The organism is Syntrophomonas erecta subsp. sporosyntropha (genome assembly GCF_055395365.1).
On record NZ_AP042459.1, the window covers coordinates 2,067,120 to 2,086,632 of the forward strand.

20 protein-coding genes are annotated in these 19,513 nt (G+C 43.8%); 19 read left to right on the forward strand and 1 reads right to left on the reverse strand.

Annotation, left to right across the window (positions count from 1 at the left end; all coding sequences use genetic code 11):
- Window positions 1-7: 7 nt before the first annotated feature.
- A complete protein-coding gene (locus tag ACZ5Q0_RS10050) occupies window positions 8-1,738 on the reverse strand; it encodes a methyl-accepting chemotaxis protein (protein WP_446818126.1) in 1,731 nt (576 codons plus the stop codon).
- Between the two features lie 331 nt (window positions 1,739-2,069).
- Here ACZ5Q0_RS10050 and cmk point away from each other — a divergent pair, with 331 nt between their 5' ends.
- The 19 genes from cmk (at window position 2,070) to ACZ5Q0_RS10145 (ending at window position 19,500) form a co-directional block, all read left to right on the forward strand.
- On the forward strand, window positions 2,070-2,726 hold the full coding sequence (gene cmk / locus ACZ5Q0_RS10055; protein ID WP_446818124.1) for a (d)CMP kinase: 657 nt from the start codon (window positions 2,070-2,072) through the stop codon (window positions 2,724-2,726).
- Window positions 2,727-3,320, forward strand: a complete 594-nt coding sequence (locus ACZ5Q0_RS10060; protein ID WP_446818122.1) for a lysophospholipid acyltransferase family protein — start codon at window positions 2,727-2,729, stop codon at window positions 3,318-3,320. It begins immediately after the preceding gene.
- A gap of 57 nt (window positions 3,321-3,377) precedes the next feature.
- Window positions 3,378-5,375, forward strand: a complete 1,998-nt coding sequence (locus ACZ5Q0_RS10065) for a bifunctional 4-hydroxy-3-methylbut-2-enyl diphosphate reductase/30S ribosomal protein S1 (RefSeq protein ID WP_446818120.1) — start codon at window positions 3,378-3,380, stop codon at window positions 5,373-5,375.
- A gap of 20 nt (window positions 5,376-5,395) precedes the next feature.
- Window positions 5,396-5,605, forward strand: a complete 210-nt coding sequence (locus ACZ5Q0_RS10070; protein ID WP_446818118.1) for an FmdB family zinc ribbon protein — start codon at window positions 5,396-5,398, stop codon at window positions 5,603-5,605.
- A gap of 151 nt (window positions 5,606-5,756) precedes the next feature.
- Window positions 5,757-6,305: a molybdenum cofactor guanylyltransferase gene (gene mobA / locus ACZ5Q0_RS10075; RefSeq protein ID WP_464827130.1), complete on the forward strand. Its 549-nt coding sequence runs from the start codon at window positions 5,757-5,759 to the stop codon at window positions 6,303-6,305.
- Complete coding sequence (fni, locus tag ACZ5Q0_RS10080; RefSeq protein WP_446818114.1) at window positions 6,302-7,351, forward strand: type 2 isopentenyl-diphosphate Delta-isomerase; 1,050 nt, start codon at window positions 6,302-6,304, stop codon at window positions 7,349-7,351. The genes mobA and fni overlap by 4 nt, the downstream gene beginning before the upstream one ends.
- Window positions 7,352-7,574: 223 nt before the next feature.
- Window positions 7,575-8,297, forward strand: a complete 723-nt coding sequence (locus ACZ5Q0_RS10085) for a DUF1614 domain-containing protein (protein WP_464827131.1) — start codon at window positions 7,575-7,577, stop codon at window positions 8,295-8,297.
- Window positions 8,290-9,342 (forward strand): stage II sporulation protein P, encoded by a 1,053-nt coding sequence (spoIIP, locus tag ACZ5Q0_RS10090; protein ID WP_446818110.1) that lies wholly within the window; start codon window positions 8,290-8,292, stop codon window positions 9,340-9,342. Before ACZ5Q0_RS10085 ends, spoIIP begins: the two co-directional genes overlap by 8 nt.
- 1 nt (window position 9,343) lies before the next feature.
- Window positions 9,344-10,234, forward strand: a complete 891-nt coding sequence (locus ACZ5Q0_RS10095) for a YIEGIA family protein (protein WP_446818108.1) — start codon at window positions 9,344-9,346, stop codon at window positions 10,232-10,234.
- Window positions 10,234-10,428: a capping complex subunit for YIEGIA gene (locus ACZ5Q0_RS10100; protein WP_446818107.1), complete on the forward strand. Its 195-nt coding sequence runs from the start codon at window positions 10,234-10,236 to the stop codon at window positions 10,426-10,428. Before ACZ5Q0_RS10095 ends, ACZ5Q0_RS10100 begins: the two co-directional genes overlap by 1 nt.
- 92 nt (window positions 10,429-10,520) lie before the next feature.
- Window positions 10,521-10,991, forward strand: coding sequence for a DUF3189 family protein (locus ACZ5Q0_RS10105; RefSeq protein WP_447182509.1), 471 nt, complete (start codon window positions 10,521-10,523; stop codon window positions 10,989-10,991).
- A complete protein-coding gene (locus ACZ5Q0_RS10110; RefSeq protein WP_446818103.1) occupies window positions 10,988-11,455 on the forward strand; it encodes a DUF3189 family protein in 468 nt (155 codons plus the stop codon). Before ACZ5Q0_RS10105 ends, ACZ5Q0_RS10110 begins: the two co-directional genes overlap by 4 nt.
- Window positions 11,456-11,548: 93 nt before the next feature.
- Entirely contained in the window at window positions 11,549-12,853 is a 1,305-nt protein-coding gene (locus ACZ5Q0_RS10115) for a DUF512 domain-containing protein (protein WP_446818101.1), read from the forward strand.
- A gap of 51 nt (window positions 12,854-12,904) precedes the next feature.
- Complete coding sequence (gene der, locus ACZ5Q0_RS10120) at window positions 12,905-14,230, forward strand: ribosome biogenesis GTPase Der (protein WP_446818100.1); 1,326 nt, start codon at window positions 12,905-12,907, stop codon at window positions 14,228-14,230.
- A gap of 21 nt (window positions 14,231-14,251) precedes the next feature.
- Window positions 14,252-14,833 carry a glycerol-3-phosphate 1-O-acyltransferase PlsY gene (gene plsY / locus ACZ5Q0_RS10125; protein WP_446818098.1) on the forward strand — a complete coding sequence of 194 codons (582 nt, stop codon included), beginning with the start codon at window positions 14,252-14,254 and terminating at the stop codon, window positions 14,831-14,833.
- Window positions 14,834-14,855: 22 nt separating this feature from the next.
- On the forward strand, window positions 14,856-15,887 hold the full coding sequence (locus ACZ5Q0_RS10130) for an NAD(P)H-dependent glycerol-3-phosphate dehydrogenase (protein ID WP_446818096.1): 1,032 nt from the start codon (window positions 14,856-14,858) through the stop codon (window positions 15,885-15,887).
- A 156-nt stretch (window positions 15,888-16,043) separates the two neighbouring features.
- Entirely contained in the window at window positions 16,044-17,522 is a 1,479-nt protein-coding gene (gene spoIVA / locus ACZ5Q0_RS10135) for a stage IV sporulation protein A (RefSeq protein WP_446818094.1), read from the forward strand.
- Between the two features lie 221 nt (window positions 17,523-17,743).
- A complete protein-coding gene (locus ACZ5Q0_RS10140; RefSeq protein WP_446818092.1) occupies window positions 17,744-18,190 on the forward strand; it encodes an ACT domain-containing protein in 447 nt (148 codons plus the stop codon).
- An 11-nt stretch (window positions 18,191-18,201) separates the two neighbouring features.
- Window positions 18,202-19,500: a homoserine dehydrogenase gene (locus tag ACZ5Q0_RS10145; protein WP_447182510.1), complete on the forward strand. Its 1,299-nt coding sequence runs from the start codon at window positions 18,202-18,204 to the stop codon at window positions 19,498-19,500.
- Window positions 19,501-19,513: the final 13 nt, after the last annotated feature.

Sequence of the window (19,513 nt, forward strand, 5' to 3'; positions counted from 1 at the left end):
GCAGTAACTATACTTTGAAGTTTTTAATTATACAGTGTAGCTTTTCCGAACCTTCATTCAGAGTGCTGGAGGCGGAATGGATTTCCATGGCGACACGGTTAGCGGATTCGCTGGCACTGGCTATCTCCTGGGTGCGAGCCGTGGCATCGGTAATATTGGCGGCAGTTGTCTGAATAGCCTGGTTCATTTCTTCCATAGCCTGCATTACCTGTAGGGTATAAGCGTTTACAGTTTCAGTTAGACCAATAATCAGGTTACTATCTTTTTGATAATGCTCACCCATGTCAACCATAAAATCATAATCTGTGATGACCCGGTCGTTAATAAAATTTAACAAGGCCTGGCTATATTCCATTAAATCAGCTAGAGCGCTTTGAGCCTGATCAGCCAGCTTTTGGATATTGACCACGGTGGCGGCGGAATCACGGGCTAATTTACCTACTTCGCCGGCAACTACTGCAAATCCATGGCCTTGATCTCCAGCCCGGGCGGCTTCAACTGCTGCATTAAGGGATAACAGGTTAGTCTGCCGGGCAACTGCGGCAATGTCCTGGGCTAAAACAGAAATATTTTCTATTGCCCGGGTATTGTCAATAGCCTTAAGTAGTTCGGAACGAATACGACTATACATATTAATAGCTTCATCCTGGGATGAGTGGGCATTAGATTGAAGTTTAACGGCGCGATCGGCTATGTTTTGGGCCTGTACCTGGTTTTCATCGGCCTGTTCTTTTACCCGGGAGAGAGCATTTGCAATTTGTTCCCCGGAAGCACTCATGCGGTTAGATGAGTAAGAAATTTCTTCCATACGGGTAGCAATTTCCTCAGTTGCCTCAGATATATACCCCAGAGTTTGGGAAATATTTTCCCCCTGTTCGTTAAGTTGTTTGCTTAGTTCATTAACTTGCTGGCTATTATCATTTATTTCTGACAAGGTGTTTTTTATACGCTCTTTAAGATTTAGCCCCATGTCTTCAAAAGATAAGCCCAGCATACCAATCTCATCCCGCCGGTTACGTAAACAGGCCGGAATTTGACCGGTAAAGTCACCAGCGGCTAACCGGCCAGCGTGTTCAGCTGCTGCCACTAATGGCAGGGCTATATGTCTAGCTAGTACAATGCCCAGAAATATGGCTAGCAAAAAAGCTAATACGGTTATGATCAGGGTTTGATCCCGGGAAGTATGGTAAAGATTAGTCCCCTCACGGCTAGCTTTTTCGGCTCCCTGATGTTGAATTTCTATAAGCAGGTTAAGGGAATCCCGGGCGGCCTGTCCTTTGTAAACCAGATCGGATTCTATAACTGCTACGGCTGCTTCATTTTGCCCTTCTTCCACCAAGGTTATGATTTTCCTTAAAGAATTAGAATAAAGATCAAAATTGGAGCTGAATTTCTGGTAGATTTCCTTTTCTTGTTTTTGTAAGTGAGCCTGGTCGTATTCATTTAGAGAGCGCTCAATTAAATTAAGACGGGTTTTTATACTTTTTAGGGAGTGGGAGCGGGAGTCTTCCCGATAAATGCTCTGCCATAGGTCGGCACGGATAAAACCCATTGAATCTGCAATAGAAAGAAGGCTGGATTGTGGTAGTAAGTGATCATGGTAAATAGTAAACATGGCCTGGTTAATGTGATTCATATTGTTAAGGGTACTGATACCGCCGATTACAATCATTAAAGCTACTAAAGCGAAGGCAGCCACCAATTTGGGCATTGTTTTGATATTGTGTATAATTTTCACCAACACACCCTCCTAAAATTATTATTCAAACTACTGTCCTTAAAAGTCCTGTGTAACAATATGGGCAACCTATTAAGAAATGAATAATCTGAATGGAATTTTGCGATAGCAGGCCATTTATCTTGTATAGGATATAGGAAAATTTTCACAGAGTTTATAATTAAAATTGTACCCCTTTGGCTGCAGGAGGGGCATAGTAGTTTCTTATTGCCATAAAGGTATTTAAAATAGGCACTATTTTTTATCATTGATGGTTTGGTTTTTTTAAGTCTGTTTTATATTACAGCTGGTTGTGATAAAATATATAAGAATATGGCAAGGTGGTAAAGACATGAGGATAGCGATCGACGGACCGGCTGGTGCTGGTAAAAGTACTATTGCCAGAATGCTGGCCAATAAGCTTGGATTTACATATATTGATACTGGAGCCATGTACCGGGCTCTGACCTGGAAGGCTATAACCAGAGGTGTTGCAACTGATGATGTGGAATCCCTCCGTGAAATTGCCCGCACTACCCACATTCATTTTCACTTTATTTCCGGAGAACAACATATTTTTTGCGATGATCAGGATGTGACCGAAGCGATACGTTCCCCGCAGGTTACTGCCCAGGTATCCCTGGCGGCTGCCCATCCTGAAGTCCGTGAATACATGGTTAAAATGCAGAAGAACCTGGCTCGATCCTCCTCAGTAGTAATGGATGGAAGAGATATTGGTGAATGTGTGCTTCCTGATGCTGATTATAAGTTTTTTATTACTGCCAGTCTTGAGGAGCGGGCCCGTAGAAGGATCCGAGAACTAAAAGATAAGGGCTACCCGGTGGACAGTAAGATAATTGGAAAGGAACTGCAGGATAGGGATTATAATGACTCCCACCGGGAAGTAGGTGCTCTTAAGGTCCTGGAGGATTCGATTGTTATAGATACTACTAATATGGATATAGAAGAGGTTTTAAATTCTATACTGGCTGTGATCCAGGGGGTCTAAATGTTCTATAGTTTTGCAAGGGGTCTTTTAGGAGCAATATTTTTATTTCTAGGTTTGAAATCCGAAGGACTACATAACCTACCTAAAAAAGGATCGGTGATTATAGCCTCTAACCATATCAGTAACTGGGACCCGATTATGGTAGCTCTGGTTATGAATCGTCCCGTACATTTTATGGCTAAAATCGAGCTATTTGCTAACCCTATTCTGGCCTGGATTTTAAACCATGCTAATGCTTTCCCGGTAAAAAGGGGTACCGCGGACCGGGCGGCTATTCGCCAAGCACTGGAAGTCTTAGAACAGGGGAATGTACTGGGCATATTCCCTGAAGGGGTACGTAACCGATCTGGCCAGGATATGAAGGCCCAGGCGGGAGTAGCTATGTTGGCGCTTAAATCGGGAAGTCCAGTTGTGCCAGTAGCCTGTGTAGGTACCCGTCGGGGATTACCAATGGGATGGTTTAGTCCATTAAAAGTAAGGATAGGTACACCACTTAGTTTGGAAAAATATAGGGGGCAAAAACTGAATTCAGCTTTGCTGGATGAGGTAAGTAGTGAGATTATGGGGGAAATTAACAATCTTTTGTCAAAATAAAGCAGGAATTATCAATTATAATACGAATTTATATAGTATTTTGTGGAGGCGGCAAAATTGCAGGTTGAGATAGCAAAAAAGGCGGGCTTTTGTACTGGAGTTAAAAGGGCAGTTGCTATCGCCGGAGAATATGGCGGTAAAAACCAGGTTTATACTCTGGGACCGCTGGTGCATAATCAAGCTGTAATTCACCACTTCCGCACTCAGGGTATTGAACCGGTGCAGAACCTGGATGAGTTAACCGGTAATACGGATAGTGTTTTGATTATTCGTTCACATGGTGTAGCTCCTGAGGTTTTTGATGAAGCTAAAAAACGGGGTATATTTATTGAAGATGCCACCTGCCCCCGGGTAAAACGGGTACATGAATTGGTAGCTTCGATGGCTGAAAAAGGCTATGAAATTGCAATATTTGGTGATCCTAATCACCCGGAGGTCAAAGGTATTCTTGGCTGGAGTAGGGGCCGGGGTAAGGTGGTAGGCAGTCCTGAAGAGGCCAGCCAACTGGCAGGAACCCGTAAACTAGCAGTTGTTAGCCAGACTACCAGAAGTGAAAAAGACTATCTGGCAGTGATAAATGCCATGCTACCAGGTACCGGCGAAATGAGGGTATTTAATACCCTGTGCGCTGCTACCAGGGAAAGGCAGGAAGCGGCTCGGGAACTGGCCGCGGGGGTAGACCTTATGCTGGTAATAGGTGACCCCACCAGTTCCAATTCAAACACACTGTATAAAGAGTGTGTAAATACCGGAGTACCGGTTTTTTGGGTTCAAAATGCCGATGATATAGAGCCTGATTGGTTAAAGGGAGTTTCCCGGGTAGGAATCACAGCGGGGGCTTCTACTCCGGATTGGATAATTAAGGAGGTAATGGATAGGATGACGGCGTTTGAGGAAAGCAACCAGGAACAAAACCAGGGGACACTGGAACAGGAGGTCAACAGCACTGAGGAATCATTCGCTGAGATGGAGGCGGAGATGGCTGACTTTCCAACTCCTTCGCGGGGAGATGTTATAAAAGGAAAAGTAATAGAGGTCCGGGATGATGAGGTGATGGTTGATGTAGGGGGAAAATCTGAGGGTATTATACCTTTACGTGAGCTATCTATGAAAGACCTGGATTCAGCCCGCGAAATAGTTGAGGTTGGCGACGAAATAGAGGTGCTGGTATTAAAATGGGATGATGATGGGACTATCCTGCTGTCCAAGAAAAAAGTGGACTCTAAAAAGATGCTCGACCAGCTAGAGGAAGACTTCAACCAGGATAGACTGGTGGAAGGGACCGTAACCGGCAGTGTCAAAGGTGGCTTGCTGGTAGATGTAGGGGTAGTTGCATTCCTGCCGGCCTCCCATGTCGAAGATGGTTATGTGAGAAACTTGGACGAATATATTGGAAAGACCTTTCAGTTCAAGATTTTAGAGTTTAACCGGAATAAGAGACGGGGATCGCAAATTGTGGTATCTCGTAAAGAATTGGTGGCTCAGGAAAAAGCCCGTAAGAAAGAGGAGTTCTGGTCTGGTATTGAAGAGGGGCAAACTCGTAAGGGTGAGGTTAAGCGTATAGTAGATTATGGTGCGTTTATTGATTTAGGCGGATATGAGGGCCTGTTGCATGTGTCAGAACTGGATCATCGTCGGGTAGAACATCCTTCTGATATCCTCCATGAAGGGCAAGAGCTGGATGTATATGTTTTGGGGCTTGATCGGGAGAAAGAACGGGTTTCACTTAGTCGTAAAAAACTGCTTAAGAGTCCCTGGGAGATTGTCTTGGAACAGTGCCATGAAGGTGACATTATTGAAGGGACGGTTGTACGTTTAGCTCCCTTTGGAGCATTCGTTGAATTAGAACCGGGTGTGGATGGACTGGTTCATATATCCCAATTAGCTGATCGCCGGGTAGAAAAACCTGAGGATGTCGTGCAGGTAGGGGAACAGATTAAGGTTAAAATTCTAAAAATGGATCCGGAAGCAAAACGGATTGGGTTATCTATCCGTGAAGCTCAAAAAGAAGCTGAACAGCAAGAAGTGGATGAATTTATACAAAATCAAGAATAGTCTATTAGGAGTGTGAAGGTATGCCTATTTTTGATTTTTCTTGCCGGGAATGTGGGGAAAAATTTGACCTTATGATTGCCAATAAAGATAAGGATAAGGTTAGGTGCCCGAAGTGTGGCGCATCTAATGTAAAACAGCTTTTGTCTATGTTTAGCACCACTGGGGGATCCAAAAGCCCTGCTCCAGCATGTGCTCGCCCGGGATGCGGGGCCAGTGGTAGCGGTGGATGAGGACTGAGTTTTTAAAGCTGCCGGGGGCAGCTTTTTTTATACCTATAAAGGCGTGGGATAAGCTTTAAGTAAAAGACAAAACCTAATAAGAGGAAAAGAGGTAAAAATGAGAGCAAGCGGAGTAATATTGGCAGGGGGAAAGAGCTCCCGGATGAAATTTAACAAGGCTTTTGCTCCCATTGGTAGCAGTACCGCCATAGAAATTATTATTGAAAAATTCCAGGCTTTATTTGCCGAGATTTTAATCGTAAGTAATGATCCTGAAGAATATGAGCATTTAGGGTTAAAGGTGGTAACTGATGTATACCCTAGGCGTGGACCGGTAGCCGGAATCCATGCAGGTCTACACCATGCCCTTTATTCGAAAATTTTTATTTTAGCCTGTGATATGCCTTTTATAAATCCATCCTTAATACGTTATATGCTAGGGCAATTAGGAACCCATGAATGCGCTATTCCGAAAATTGACGGCTGTTTACAACCGACAGCAGCGGTATACAGTAAAAAGGCGCTGCCGTCCTTTACCAGGAGTTTGGAAGAGGACAAACTTAAACTTATCCTTTTAATAGAGGAATTGGATTTAGTACTTATAGAAAAAGAACAAATACAACAATTTGGGTCTATCCAGGAATTGTTTTTTAATGTTAACGATCCAGATGCCTTGCTTGATGCCCAAAAAATGGCAGGGAGGTTGTTGTGATTCGTAGTCAGCGTAAAGCGGAGCACATTGCCATTGCGGCTCGCCTTCAGGACGGTCCATCATCTAGCGGTTTTCAAGATATTCATATGATTAACTGCTCGGTTCCTGAATTGGATCTGGCGGATATAGACTTAAGCACCAGCTTTGTCGGTAAACCTTTACAGATACCTTTAATTATTAATGCCCTTACTGGTGGAACTCCTCAGGCTGAGCGTATTAATGCGGTACTGGCAGAGCTGGCCGGCTGTTTTGGCATGGGCATGGCAGTGGGATCGCAAACTATCGCATTACATGATCCCGGGCTTACGGGTACTTTTACTGTAGTACGTGATGTTAATCCCCAGGGATTAATTATTGCTAATGTCAGTGCCGGGACTTTGTCCGGGGAAGCTATCCGGGCGGTGGATATGATACAGGCGGATGCCTTACAGCTTCATTTTAATATTCCTCAAGAAATGGCTATGCCCGAAGGTGATCGCTGTTTTAAAGGCTTATTAGATAATGTAGCTCGAATTGTAGACCTATCGTCAGTACCCATAATAGCCAAAGAGGTTGGTTTTGGTTTTTCCCGGGAAGCTATCCAGGTGTTGTATGAGGCCGGGGTACGGGTCTTTGATACCGGAGGAAAAGGCGGAACAAATTTTGTAGTAATTGAAGATAACCGGGATGGAAACTTTGGGCATGAACTTGATGTATGGGGTATACCATCAGCAGTTAGTCTGGCCGAAGTTCTAGACCTTAAGTTACCAGTACAGGTAATTGCTTCAGGTGGTATTCGTACTGCTCTGGACGCAGTTAAATCATTAGCTATGGGGGCTGATCTAGTAGGCATTGCCGGGCTTTTTTTAAAGATACTTCTGCAGGATGGGGCGGTAAAACTAGAAAAAAGTATGGAGGAGTTTATATACCGTCTTAAAGCCGTATTTTTAATGAGCGGAGCCCTTAATATCCACCAGATAAGGCAAAAACCGCTGGTAATACTAGGAGAAACCGCCGATTGGTTAACCGCTCGGGGCATAGATAGAAGCCAATGGGCCCGACGTTAGGAAGCACGGGGGAAGCGCAGGGACGGTCCTTTTGCTTTCTTTTTCCGTTTTAAGGAGGAAGAAAGCGAAAGGACCGTCCCTTGTTTTTGGATGTGATCTTGTGAAGATGCCAGGTGAGGGAAGTAAAGGGACCGTACCCCTGCTTCCTCGTGATTTTGTTTTGAATAAATTACATATTTGATGATCAAAAGGGAAATCTATTGTCAAATATCCGAATGGAAGGGTGGATAAAGTGGCAAATTTCCCTTTTGGTTTGATTGCATTGGTTATTGTTTCTATACTTATATATTTTGGCGTTGCTCATAGAGTTCTAGACCGTCTACGCTTATCTGACCGGGCTGCTCTGGGGATTATTGCGTTAATAATTGTAGGAAGTTTTATTGATATCCCTCTGGGAGGACGGGTGACCATAAATCTGGGGGGATTAATTGCAGTAGGTTTAGCTATCTATCTTCTGGTGGGAGCAGGTACTGCTTATGAAAAGATACGGGCTATACTGGCAGCGGCTGTAACTGCTTTAGCCTTATTTTTAGCGGGGCGTTTCCTGGGAGCGGAGCCAGAAGAAATATTTATTGATCCTCTTTATATTTATCCGCTGGTAGCTGGTGTGGTTGGTTATCTGGCCGGGAGATCCCGACGAGGGGCATTTTTTGCGGCGGTTATGGGGGTACTTGCACTTGATGTCGGGCAATATATTTACTTGGTCCGAACTGGGGTACGGGGAACAGTACATGTTGGAGGAGCCGGGGCTTTTGATTCTCTGATCCTAGCCGGAATTTTGGCCGTATTATTAGCGGAGTTAATCGGTGAGACCCTGGAACGGATACAGGGTGGTCCTGCTGTCGAGGGTAGGCCGGAGGAATTGATTAAAAATCTACAAGAGCCAGAACCAGCCAGAAAACCGGTTCAGGAGGAATCCGAAGAGGGAGGTGAGCAGGGTGATTAAAAAGCTATGGGTTATAATATTAGCGGGAGTATTCTTCTTCACCAGTTGTTCGGTGGGGTTAGCCGGGCATGAAGAAATGTCGGGGGGCAAATATTACACTCTGGTAGATGAAAACAGTAATGTAATACATCAGACGGGAATGCATGTTTATGAAGGTGATGAATATATAAGCACGGATAATTCTCGCTATAAGGTGGTAGAGGTTATTGGTGATACGGCCCGTTGTGTATACCAGGGGCAGGAGCGTTTACCATCTTTAAGTTTTAATCAACAAAAAAATGCCTGGTTTTTTACTGATCAAAGTGTCCCGGCAGCAAATCCTGGGAAAAAACCGACTATTGCGGTATATCATACCCACAGTGATGAGTCTTATGTTCCTACCGATGGCAAAGAAAGTATCAATGGTAATGGTGGAATATATGATGTCGGGCAGGTGTTTGTAAATCGATTACGTGAGCTGGGGTTAAATGTAGACTATAACGTTAATAACCATAACCCCCATGATATTAATGCCTATAACCGTTCCCGGCGTACGGCTCTGCAATTAATCCGGAAAACAGCTCCTGATGCTGTAATTGATATTCATCGGGATGCGGTACCTGCCAGTCAATATAGTGCTGAGGTAAATGGAAAGGAAGTTACCAAAGTTAAGTTGGTGGTGGGTCGTACTAACCCTAATATGAAAACTAATCTGGAATTCGCCAAACGTATTAAAGCGGTTATGGATAAACAAACTCCAGGGTTATCCAACGGTATTTTCTTAGGTAAGGGTGATTATAATCAAGATTTAAGTCCACGTTCGATGCTGATCGAGGTCGGTGCCCATACCAATAATAAAACAGATGCGGAAAAAGGGGTGCGGCTTTTTGCGAATACGGTTCCGGTTGTTTTAGGTGTATCTAATGTCCAAGGTACTACACCTGCTGCCAAACCGGCGGTAGATAATAGTCAGGGTTCGGGAACTACCGTATTAATTATCCTGGTAGTTTTGGCAGCTGCCGCCGCTGGGTATTATTTTTTGAATAAAGGGTCGGTTAAGAAATAACATGCCTAAATATGTGGTTGTTATTGTAGCCGGGGTAGTGGCGGGATTTTTGGCACGCTGGATTATGCTGCGCAGTGATTATCGTCACTACCCTACTTATCCCCATGGACAGCTTACCCATCTGGCTGTTGGCTTTATCGCAGCCAGCCTGGGGGCAGTGGCTGTACCGGCTATTACTAAACCGGATTATGTGGCAGTAACGTTTCTGGTGCTGGCGGCTCAGCAATTTCGTGATGTGCGTAATATGGAAAGGGAGACCCTTTTAAAACTGGAAGAAACTAAACTGGTGCGTCGGGGTACTGATTATATTGAAGGCATTGCCCGGGTATTTGAAGCGCGTAACTATCTGGTAATTGTTACAGCGCTGCTAACTAGTATAGTAGTTCATTGGCTGGACTGGGGGTATGCCTTTTTGATCGCTCCTATTTGCATATTTTTTTCAGTTAAACTTATGAGCGGTCAGCAGGTGGGAGAAATAGCGGATGTTGAACCAGCTGAGGTGCATTTTCAGGGGGCTCTGCTAATGGTAGCCGATGTTGTTATTATGAATATTGGGTTGCCCGAAGTACGCGAAAAAATATTACGAGAAGGTATGGGGGTTATTATTAAGCCCAAAAATGATGATGCCCGCCTTACCCTGGATGCTCCCGGGCAGCGTATGGCTATTATCCACGATGTTGTGTCCATATTGGGAAGCAAGGTAGATATTGCAGAAACAGATTTGATTCCCCTGGCTCGCAAGCAGGTGGATAAAGGTTATTTAGCCTTGTTTATAGTTGCTAATGAGCCGGATTTAGATTTTTTAATGGAGATTATCAAAAAGGTTCCGGTATTGGAAACAGCCCGGGGAACTACATTAAAAAGCTATTTTGGAAGAAAGGCGGCTGATTAATGGATACCAGGATTTCCGAATTTATCCTGGCCATAATTACCCTGGATACTAATAAGGTAAATGGGGGAGGTTGTCCAGTTTTCCTGGCCGAAAATCAGGATCAACAAAAGAAAATGAGTCTTTATTTAGCCCGGGTACTGGGGGGGAATGTTCATGATCTGGAAAATGGGGTATATTTTATCTCCCGACATTAGGTGTGTTTTTCCTTCATAAATTTAGCAAGCTTTTTACTATACTATGGCCAAATCTAATACCTGCCCGGGAATCGGGCCAGGAGGTCTAAGTAATGAAAATTATATATCATTGTTTTGGTGGATCCCATTCATCGGTAGTAGCTGCTGCTATTCACTTGGGCCTGGTTGGGAAAGATCGTCCCCCCACCCTGGAAGAACTTATGGCCCTGCCATATTTTGATAAGACTACTAATGCTGATTTCGGTTCCATTCGGTTTATGGGTGTCGATAAAAATGAAAATGAAGTTTATGTACTGGGGAAAAAAAGCCTGGGTGACCGCTATAGTCATATTATAATGGGGGTGGCGGGAATATTAGGATACCAGGATGAGGTAATGGCAATAAATTGTATTAACAGTGTTAACTGGATTATGAAAATAGGCGGTTTTATGTCGCGGCGAGCTGGGATTGTTTCTCTGGGACGGCCTATAGTAGGCTGGGGTACTCAGGATGCCTACCTGGACCTGGTTCGTCTGGTGGAGATTACAAAACTTAAAATTACCGGGATAGGGACGGCTAAATGAAAATAATTTTCATTGCCAATACCGGGGTTCATCATGCTCTGGTAGCTGCCTATATTTATATGAACAGAATAGACCACCAGGACCGGCTTAATACGATTGAGGGCTATGGTGATATGTCCCTTGATGCCAGCGGATTTCCAATTTATATCGGTACAGATGATCAGGGCAACCAGATTTATACCCTGGGGGTAGGAAAAGATGTAGCCATGGGTCAGCGTACTCTGGAAGACCTGCGGGCTTTGTTAGGGTGTTCAGAAGAAGATCTTTTAATAAAGCCGGTATTCATAGACGGGTCAGGGTGGCTGGATATAGTAGCTGGCCTGCCTCATTTCATGGGTGGCCATCATATAAATCGTTATGTTAGTAGCCTGCTGGTAAAACGCCACTTTGATAATCTTTGCCAACAAATGAGGTTAGTTAAAGCAGAGACCCAGCATAAAAAGGGAAAACAGCCATTACATTAAGGCTATTAAGTCCCTTATTGTCCACCTTGCATGGTAGGCTCATTTATCAGATAATGGGTAAGGAATTAATCAAGGCAAGTGGAGGTAATCTTAGTGGGGGCTAATATTAGCAGGGTAGTAACCGGCAGCATAGCGGATGAAATGGGTCTGGAAACCGGTGATATTGTGCAGGAAATTAATGGTCACAAAATAGATGATGTACTTGACTATAAATTTTATGGGCAGGATGATTTCCTGGTTATAGATGTTGTAAAGCCTAATGGTGAAGTCTGGACTCTGGAAATTGATAAGGATTTTGATGAGGATCTGGGAATAGTATTTGACCAGGCTGTTTTTGACCGTATCAGAGCCTGCCACAATCGCTGTCTGTTCTGTTTTGTAGATCAGCTACCCCCTAATATGCGCAGAACTTTATATGTTAAAGATGATGATTATCGTTATTCTTTTCTGTATGGAAATTATATTACGCTGACTAATCTTAAGGATTATGATTGGGACAAGATTACGACTATGCGTTTAAGCCCGCTTTATGTTTCTGTTCATACCACTTCCCCCGAATTAAGAGCCCGGATGATGAATAATCCCAGGGCAGTTTCTATTCTTGAAGATCTTTCCCGTTTACAAGCAGCCGGAATTGAAGTGCACACGCAGATAGTCTTGTGTCCGGGAATTAATGATGGGCAAGAATTAGAAAAGACCATCAATGATCTAGCTTCCTTTTATCCGGCAGTAGCTTCAGTAGGTATTGTCCCGGTGGGGTTAACTGGTCATCGCCAGAACTTACCTGGATTGCAGGCGATAAATAGCCGGTTGGCTCGTGAAATAATCGATCGGGGAGATGTCTGGCAGAAGAAATACCGTAGCAAATGGGGGAGGGGCCTTGTATATGTGGCAGATGAATTCTATATAAAAGCAGGTAAACCGGTACCTTCCGGGGAATATTATGATGATTACTGTCAGATTGAAAACGGGATCGGCTTAGTTCGCATGTTCCAGGATGAATTTTCCCAGCTGGAAGGTTCGCTACCGGTGCGAGTACCAGTTAACCAGGAGGTATTCGTACTAACTGGACAGTCGGCAGATCCGGTTTTACGTCCTATAATAGACAAGTTGAACCTAATTCAAGGCCTTAAGGTGCATTTCTTACCGGTGGCTAACCTGTTTTTTGGCGGGGGAGTAACTGTTACCGGATTACTTACCGGCAGCGATATAATAAGGGTTTTAGGGAAAAATTATAAAGGGAAAAAGGTAATTATTCCTGATATCGTTTTTAAAGAGGGAAATACCGTTTTTTTAGATGACATATCATTAGAAGAATTAATCAGATTTACGGGGGCTTGCTTTCGTACGGTGGATGGAACTGCCCAATCGTTGGTAGAAGCTATTATAAACCCGTAAACTATAAATGCAAACTATGGTAATAGATCGGGTATATATGGAGGAATATATATGGGTAAACCAGTGGTGGCTATTGTTGGTCGACCTAATGTGGGTAAATCTACCCTTTTTAACCGGCTGGTAGGAGCCCGCAAAGCGATCGTAGAAGATATTCCTGGGGTAACCCGGGATAGGCTTTACGACATTACTGATTGGGATGGTCGTGAGTTTATTATTATCGATACGGGGGGGATTCGCTTTGATGAAGGGGATATATTTGCCCGTGAAGTAAAATTGCAGGCCGAGCTGGCTATTGATGAAGCTGGTGTTATTATTCTGGTGGTAGATGCCCGGGAAGGGATAACCCATGAAGATGAACAGGTAGCTGATATGCTGCGTAAATCTAATCGGCCGGTGGTGCTGGCAGCCAACAAAGTAGAGAATTTCAATAAACAACTGGAATATTATGAATTTTACAATTTAGGACTGGGAGATCCTATACCCTTGTCCGCGATGCATGGTTTAAATACTAATGATTTGCTGGATGCAGTAGTCAATAAATTTGGGCCGGTTCGTGAAGAGGAAGACGAAATTGACGCCATTAAAATCGCTATAGTGGGACGGCCTAATGTAGGTAAGTCTTCTATGATAAACTCCCTGTTAGGGGAGGACCGGGTTATTGTCAGCGATATTCCCGGTACGACTCGTGATGCTATAGACACTCCCTTTGAATACCAGGGGCAGAAATACGTTCTTATCGATACGGCTGGCATAAGAAGGAAATCCCGCATCCGGGAGGCTACAGAACGGTATAGTGTGATAAGGTCTTTAAAGAGTATTGAAAGGGCTGATGTGGTACTAATCGTACTTGATGCTACCGAGGGGGTATTAGAGCAGGATAAAAGAATTGCCGGATATGTTCATGAACAAGCCAAGGCTAATATTATGGTTGTGAATAAATGGGACCTGGTGGATAAGGATGGTAAAACTATGCACCGCTTCGACCAGGATATTCGTGACGAATTGAAATTTTTATCCTACTCGCCTATCCTATATGTGTCAGCTCTCACGCGAAAACGGATATATCAGATCATTGATATTGCTAATTTTGTGGTGGAGCAGCACCACCGCAGGATTAATACTGCAGAATTAAACCAGGTAGTTAATGAAGCGACCTTATTAAATCCTCTTCCTGGTGGGGGAGGCAAAAAAGGACGTATTTATTATACGACCCAGGTACGAACTGCTCCACCTACCTTTGTCTATTTTGCCAATGACCCGGAGTTAGTACATTTCTCATACCTCAGGTATTTGGAAAATGTTTTACGCCAGAATTTTGGTTTTGAAGGAACCCCGATCAGGCAAATCGTACGCCAGAAAAAACGGGATATGCAATAGTTAAAGGATGGGGGGGTATTTTTGAAAGAAGTAGCATTAATTGTGGTTTGTTACTTAATAGGTTCCATTCCGTTTTCCTACATTTTCAGCAGATTCGTAGGCAAGGTCGATATTCGCTCTCAGGGTAGTGGAAATGTAGGGGCCACGAATGTATTACGTACGGCGGGGCCGGGTATTGCTATACTATCTCTGATAGGGGATGTATTCAAAGGGATTGTAACTGCCTGGCTCGGTGTTAATAGTGGAATACCATTTATGATAATCGCCTGTCCGCTGGCAGCAGCAGTAGGACATTGTTATTCAATCTTTTTAGGTTTTAAAGGTGGGAAAGCCGTAGCAACTTCGGCCGGTATTATAATTTTCTTCTCCTACCAGCAGGTATTAATACTGCTGGCCATATTTATTGTTATCGTGTGGATGTTCCGTTATGTTTCATTAGGTTCAATTACTGTGGCGGTAGTTTTTCCAGTACTAACGGTAGTTTTTGACCAATCCTGGTATAATATTGTTTTAAGTATTTTACTAGCAGCGCTGGTTATCTACCGGCATCGGGGGAATATTGTGCGCTTGCGAAAAGGTACTGAACCTAAACTTGGCCAATAACCGTAAAATTTTAGGAGGCATCATGAAAAAGGTTAGTGTATTAGGCGCAGGTAGTTGGGGTACTGCTCAGGCCGTATTGCTGAGTCGTAAACTGGATAGTTTGGTGTTATGGGGAAGGCCTGAGGACGGTATTGAGGATATGCGTACTGGCCGTGAAAATACACGTTTTTTGCCGGGAGTTAAAATCCCAAACAACATTGAGATTACATCAGATTTAGAACAGGCTCTGGATAATATCGAGGTACTTATTCTGGCTGTTCCCGCCCAGGTGGTTCGTGAGGTGGTTAAGAGGGTGGGTCCTGTTTTGCACGGCCATCCAGTGATTGTCAACACTGCAAAAGGGATAGAGATTAATACGGGTATGCGGATGAGTCAGGTTATAGAAGACGAAATGGGCCGGGGGATACGTGATAGTTATGCCGTACTATCTGGACCTAGTCATGCCGAAGAAGTAGCCCGGTCACTTCCTACGGCAGTAACTGTTGCAGCATTTAAGCAGGATACTGCTTTTTTAGTGCAGGACCTTTACATGGCACCCTTTTTCCGGGTTTATACTAATCCGGATGTGCCTGGTGTTGAACTGGGGGGTGCTCTTAAGAATATTGTGGCTCTGGCTACTGGAATCGTAGAGGGTTTAGGCTATGGTGACAATACTAAAGCAGCCCTGATCACCCGGGGACTTACTGAAATTATCCGCATGGGAGTTACCATGGGAGGGGATTACCGCACGTTTTCAGGTTTAAGCGGTATAGGAGATCTGGTGGTAACTTGTGGCAGTCGTCTTTCCCGCAACCTGCGAGCCGGGGAACTTATTGGCCGGGGCTTACCCAAAGAGGAAGTTATGCATCAGGTGGGGATGGTAGTGGAGGGAATACATACTACCCGGGTGGTGGATCGATTGGCCAACGAATTCCAGGTGGAAATGCCCATTACCCACGCCTGTTATAATATTGTTTTCCGGGGCAAACCACCTCGTGGGGAAGTGGATGAACTGATGCAACGACAAAAGAAGCATGAAATCAGGGGTATAACCTACGAAATAAATGAATGGTAAGAAGTGTGAGTTTCTCACACTTTTTTTTGTTTTCTGGTTATATTACCGTATATTGATAAATATATTTGTATTGTTATAGCGTAGCCAAATAATAGAGGTATCCGCATCGGAGGGAGGGTGCCTTTAAAGTCTAAATCAAGGGAGGGATAAAGAAGAGTGGAAGGAAACAACATATTACAGGATATTGCTGAACGCACGGGCGGCGATATTTACCTGGGAGTAGTGGGACCAGTTCGTACCGGGAAATCGACTTTTATAAAGCGGTTTATGGATTTAATGATTTTACCAAACATTAAGGATATATATGATCGGGAAAGAGCAAAAGACGAGCTTCCCCAGAGTGGTGCCGGAAAGACTATCACTACTACCGAACCCAAATTCGTGCCAAACGAAGCAGTAGAAATTTCTACCGCCAACGGGCTAAGTTTAAAAGCTAGACTTGTTGACTGTGTAGGCTATACTGTGGACGGGGCCCTGGGTTATGTAGAGGACGAAGAGCCTCGTATGGTAAAGACTCCCTGGTTTGACTATGAGGTTCCCTTTGAAGAAGCGGCCGAAATAGGGACCAGGAAGGTAATTGCAGATCACTCTACCATTGGAATCGTAGTCACCACAGATGGAAGCATAAGTGATATTTCCAGGGAAAGCTATGTTGTGGCAGAAGAAAGGGTTATTTCCGAGTTAAGGGAACTAAACAAACCTTTTATAATATTACTTAATTCTGTTAAGCCATACGACCGGGAAACACTCAATCTAGCCGAAGAATTAAGCGATAAATATGAGGTTAGCGTCATTCCCATTGATGTTGCCCAGATGACCATGGAGCAAATCTATGGGTTATTAGAGGAAGTCCTCTACGAATTTCCGGTTCAGGAAGTCAATATCAAGCTTCCCCGCTGGGTGGATGAGTTGGATGAAGACTTCTGGCTTAGAGATAACCTGGAGACGGCTATTCGTGAAATACTTAATGATGTCCGTAAAGTACGCGATATAGATAAAGCGATAGAAAAATTGTCTGATATTGAAAATATAAGCTATGTTAGCCTGGAAGATATGAACCTGGGTACAGGGACTGCTGCCATAGATGTTACCGTTCCCGAAGACCTATTCTACCGTTCTTTAAGTGATGTTAGCGGTTTCCCAGTGGAAGGTACTCACGACATCATGCGTCTGATGAAGGATCTCAGCATAGCTAAGCGGGAGTATGACAAAGTATCTTCCGCCCTGGAAGAAGTAAAAGATACCGGTTACGGAGTAGTTACGCCCCGCCTGGAGGAGATGTTCTTGGAAGAACCGGAACTAATCAGGCAGGGGAGTCGTTTTGGTGTTAAACTTAAAGCTAAGGCTCCATCCCTCCATATTATCCGGGCTGATATAACTACTGAGATCACTCCTATTATTGGTACCGAGAAACAGTGTGAGGAATTGGTACGCTATATGCTGGAAGAATTTGAGGAGGATCCCACTAAAATTTGGGAATCCAATATTTTTGGGAAGTCACTTCACGATCTGGTGCGGGAGGGTATTCAGAATAAACTGCACCGGATGCCGGAGAACGCCCAGGTCAAATTACAGGATACCCTGCAGCGCATAGTTAATGAGGGAAGTGGAGGCTTGATTTGTATAATCATATAAAAGGGTAATACCAAAACCGGTCACTGTCATATTGGCGGTAGACCGGTTTTTTAATGCCCAGGAAGTAAGGGACGGTCTCCATTCTGCCCCTTTGAGTCAGGTCAAATGAGAACTTTCAACAATTTTCCCCAAATAATCATTGCCAGCCTACCAGAGGAATGCTATAATGTCCGTATTGTGAAGAAAATAATCCACCACACGCAGACAGGGGTGTTTGGGTAATGGCGGGAAAAAAAGAAGAATTCTACCTGGTCAGAGAGGATATACTACCAGAATCAATCCGCAAGACGGCTATGGCCAAGGAAATGCTGGCTTGCGGGGAGGCGGACAGTATTCAGGATGCCGTAGATAAATTAGAGATGGCGCGCAGTACATATTATAAGTATAAAGATGGGGTATTTTCATTTTTTAATGCTGATAATGTTAATATATTGAATATTTCCCTGCTTTTAAAACATATTTCCGGAGTCTTATCGGGAGTGTTAAATTGTGTGGCTTCTCTAAATGCCAGTGTTTTAACCATAAACCAGAACCTTCCCATTCACGGGGTGGCATATGTTACGTTATCCTTAAGTGTGGATGAAATGGTAGTATCAGTGGATGATATGCTGGAAAGACTCAAACAACTGGATGGAGTTATTAATGTCGAAGTGGTAGGTAAAAGCTAGGAGGTAAGTTAGTGATTAATATAGGGCTATTAGGATGTGGCACGGTTGGATCCGGTGTTATAAAACTTTTGCAAAAGAACGCTAAAACCATTAGTAATCGCAGCGGCGATTCCGTAGTCATAAAAAAGGTACTGGAAAGGGATCTGCAAAAATGTTTGGATCTAGGGCTAAACCAGGAAATGATTACTTCCGATTTTAAAGATATTGTAGATGATCCAGATATCGATATCGTAGTTGAACTTATGGGGGGCATTGATCCCGCTTTTAGTTTTATTATTGAAGCCATGTCTAAAGGTAAACACGTGGTTACAGCCAATAAAGATTTGATTGCAGTTAAAGGAAAAGAAATTTTTGCAACGGCTACGGAGAACCATGTTGATTTTTACTTTGAGGCTAGTGTAGGCGGTGGTATTCCCATTATATATCCACTAAAACAGTCTTTGGCTGGTAATGAGATCCTTGAAGTTATCGGTATTCTAAATGGTACTACTAACTATATACTGACCAAAATGAGCCGGGAAGGCCGTAATTTTGAAGAAGTCCTGGCCGAGGCTCAGCAGATGGGTTATGCAGAAGCTGATCCTTCCTCAGATGTAGAGGGATTGGATGCGGCTCGAAAAATTGCTATTCTAGCCTCAATAGCTTTTAATAGCCGGGTGACTCTGGATGATGTTTACGTAGAAGGAATTACCTCTATAGCACCAGCCGATATTGGTTATGCGGCAGAACTAGGCTATGTTATTAAACTGCTGGCTATTGCTAAACAGGATGAGCAAGGAAGAATCCAGGTCAGGGTTCATCCGGCCTTCCTGCCAGAATCCCATCCATTGGCTGGGGTTAATGATGTTTTCAATGCTGTTTTTGTACAGGGGGATGCTGTTGGCGAAATTATGCATTATGGACGCGGGGCTGGGCAAATGCCTACTGCTAGTGCTGTAGTAGGTGATATAATTGAAATAGTTCGCAATATGGTCCATAATACCTGTGCTCGTATTGGTTGCACCTGTTATGAGGATAAAACCTTAATAGATATTAACCAGCTAAGTGCTGAATTTTATATCCGGATGACGGTTAAGGATCGTCCCGGAGTACTGGCAGGCATAGCCGGGGTATTTGGAAGTAATAATGTTAGTATCGCTACCGTAGTACAAAAGAGCAGTGGTGTAGAAATGGCTGAATTAATACTTATTACCCATAAAGTCAGGGAACAGGATTTGCGTGATGCCCTAACTGTATTAAAGGGTATGAGTATTGTAGGCAAAATTGATAATGTAATTCGCCTGGAAGGAACAAAAAGAAACCCTAGTTAAGTATTACAGGAGG

Bases quoted from the DNA above. Each gene is read 5' to 3' on its own strand.
- cmk (WP_446818124.1), top strand. From the start codon at position 2,070: ATGAGGATAGCGATCGACGGACCGGCTGGTGCTGGTAAAAGTACTATT.
- ACZ5Q0_RS10060 (WP_446818122.1), top strand. From the start codon at position 2,727: ATGTTCTATAGTTTTGCAAGGGGTCTTTTAGGAGCAATATTTTTATTT.
- ACZ5Q0_RS10070 (WP_446818118.1), top strand. From the start codon at position 5,396: ATGCCTATTTTTGATTTTTCTTGCCGGGAATGTGGGGAAAAATTTGAC.
- mobA (WP_464827130.1), top strand. From the start codon at position 5,757: ATGAAATTTAACAAGGCTTTTGCTCCCATTGGTAGCAGTACCGCCATA.
- ACZ5Q0_RS10095 (WP_446818108.1), top strand. From the start codon at position 9,344: ATGCCTAAATATGTGGTTGTTATTGTAGCCGGGGTAGTGGCGGGATTT.
- ACZ5Q0_RS10100 (WP_446818107.1), top strand. From the start codon at position 10,234: ATGGATACCAGGATTTCCGAATTTATCCTGGCCATAATTACCCTGGAT.
- ACZ5Q0_RS10105 (WP_447182509.1), top strand. From the start codon at position 10,521: ATGAAAATTATATATCATTGTTTTGGTGGATCCCATTCATCGGTAGTA.
- ACZ5Q0_RS10110 (WP_446818103.1), top strand. From the start codon at position 10,988: ATGAAAATAATTTTCATTGCCAATACCGGGGTTCATCATGCTCTGGTA.
- der (WP_446818100.1), top strand. From the start codon at position 12,905: ATGGGTAAACCAGTGGTGGCTATTGTTGGTCGACCTAATGTGGGTAAA.
- ACZ5Q0_RS10130 (WP_446818096.1), top strand. From the start codon at position 14,856: ATGAAAAAGGTTAGTGTATTAGGCGCAGGTAGTTGGGGTACTGCTCAG.
- ACZ5Q0_RS10140 (WP_446818092.1), top strand. From the start codon at position 17,744: ATGGCGGGAAAAAAAGAAGAATTCTACCTGGTCAGAGAGGATATACTA.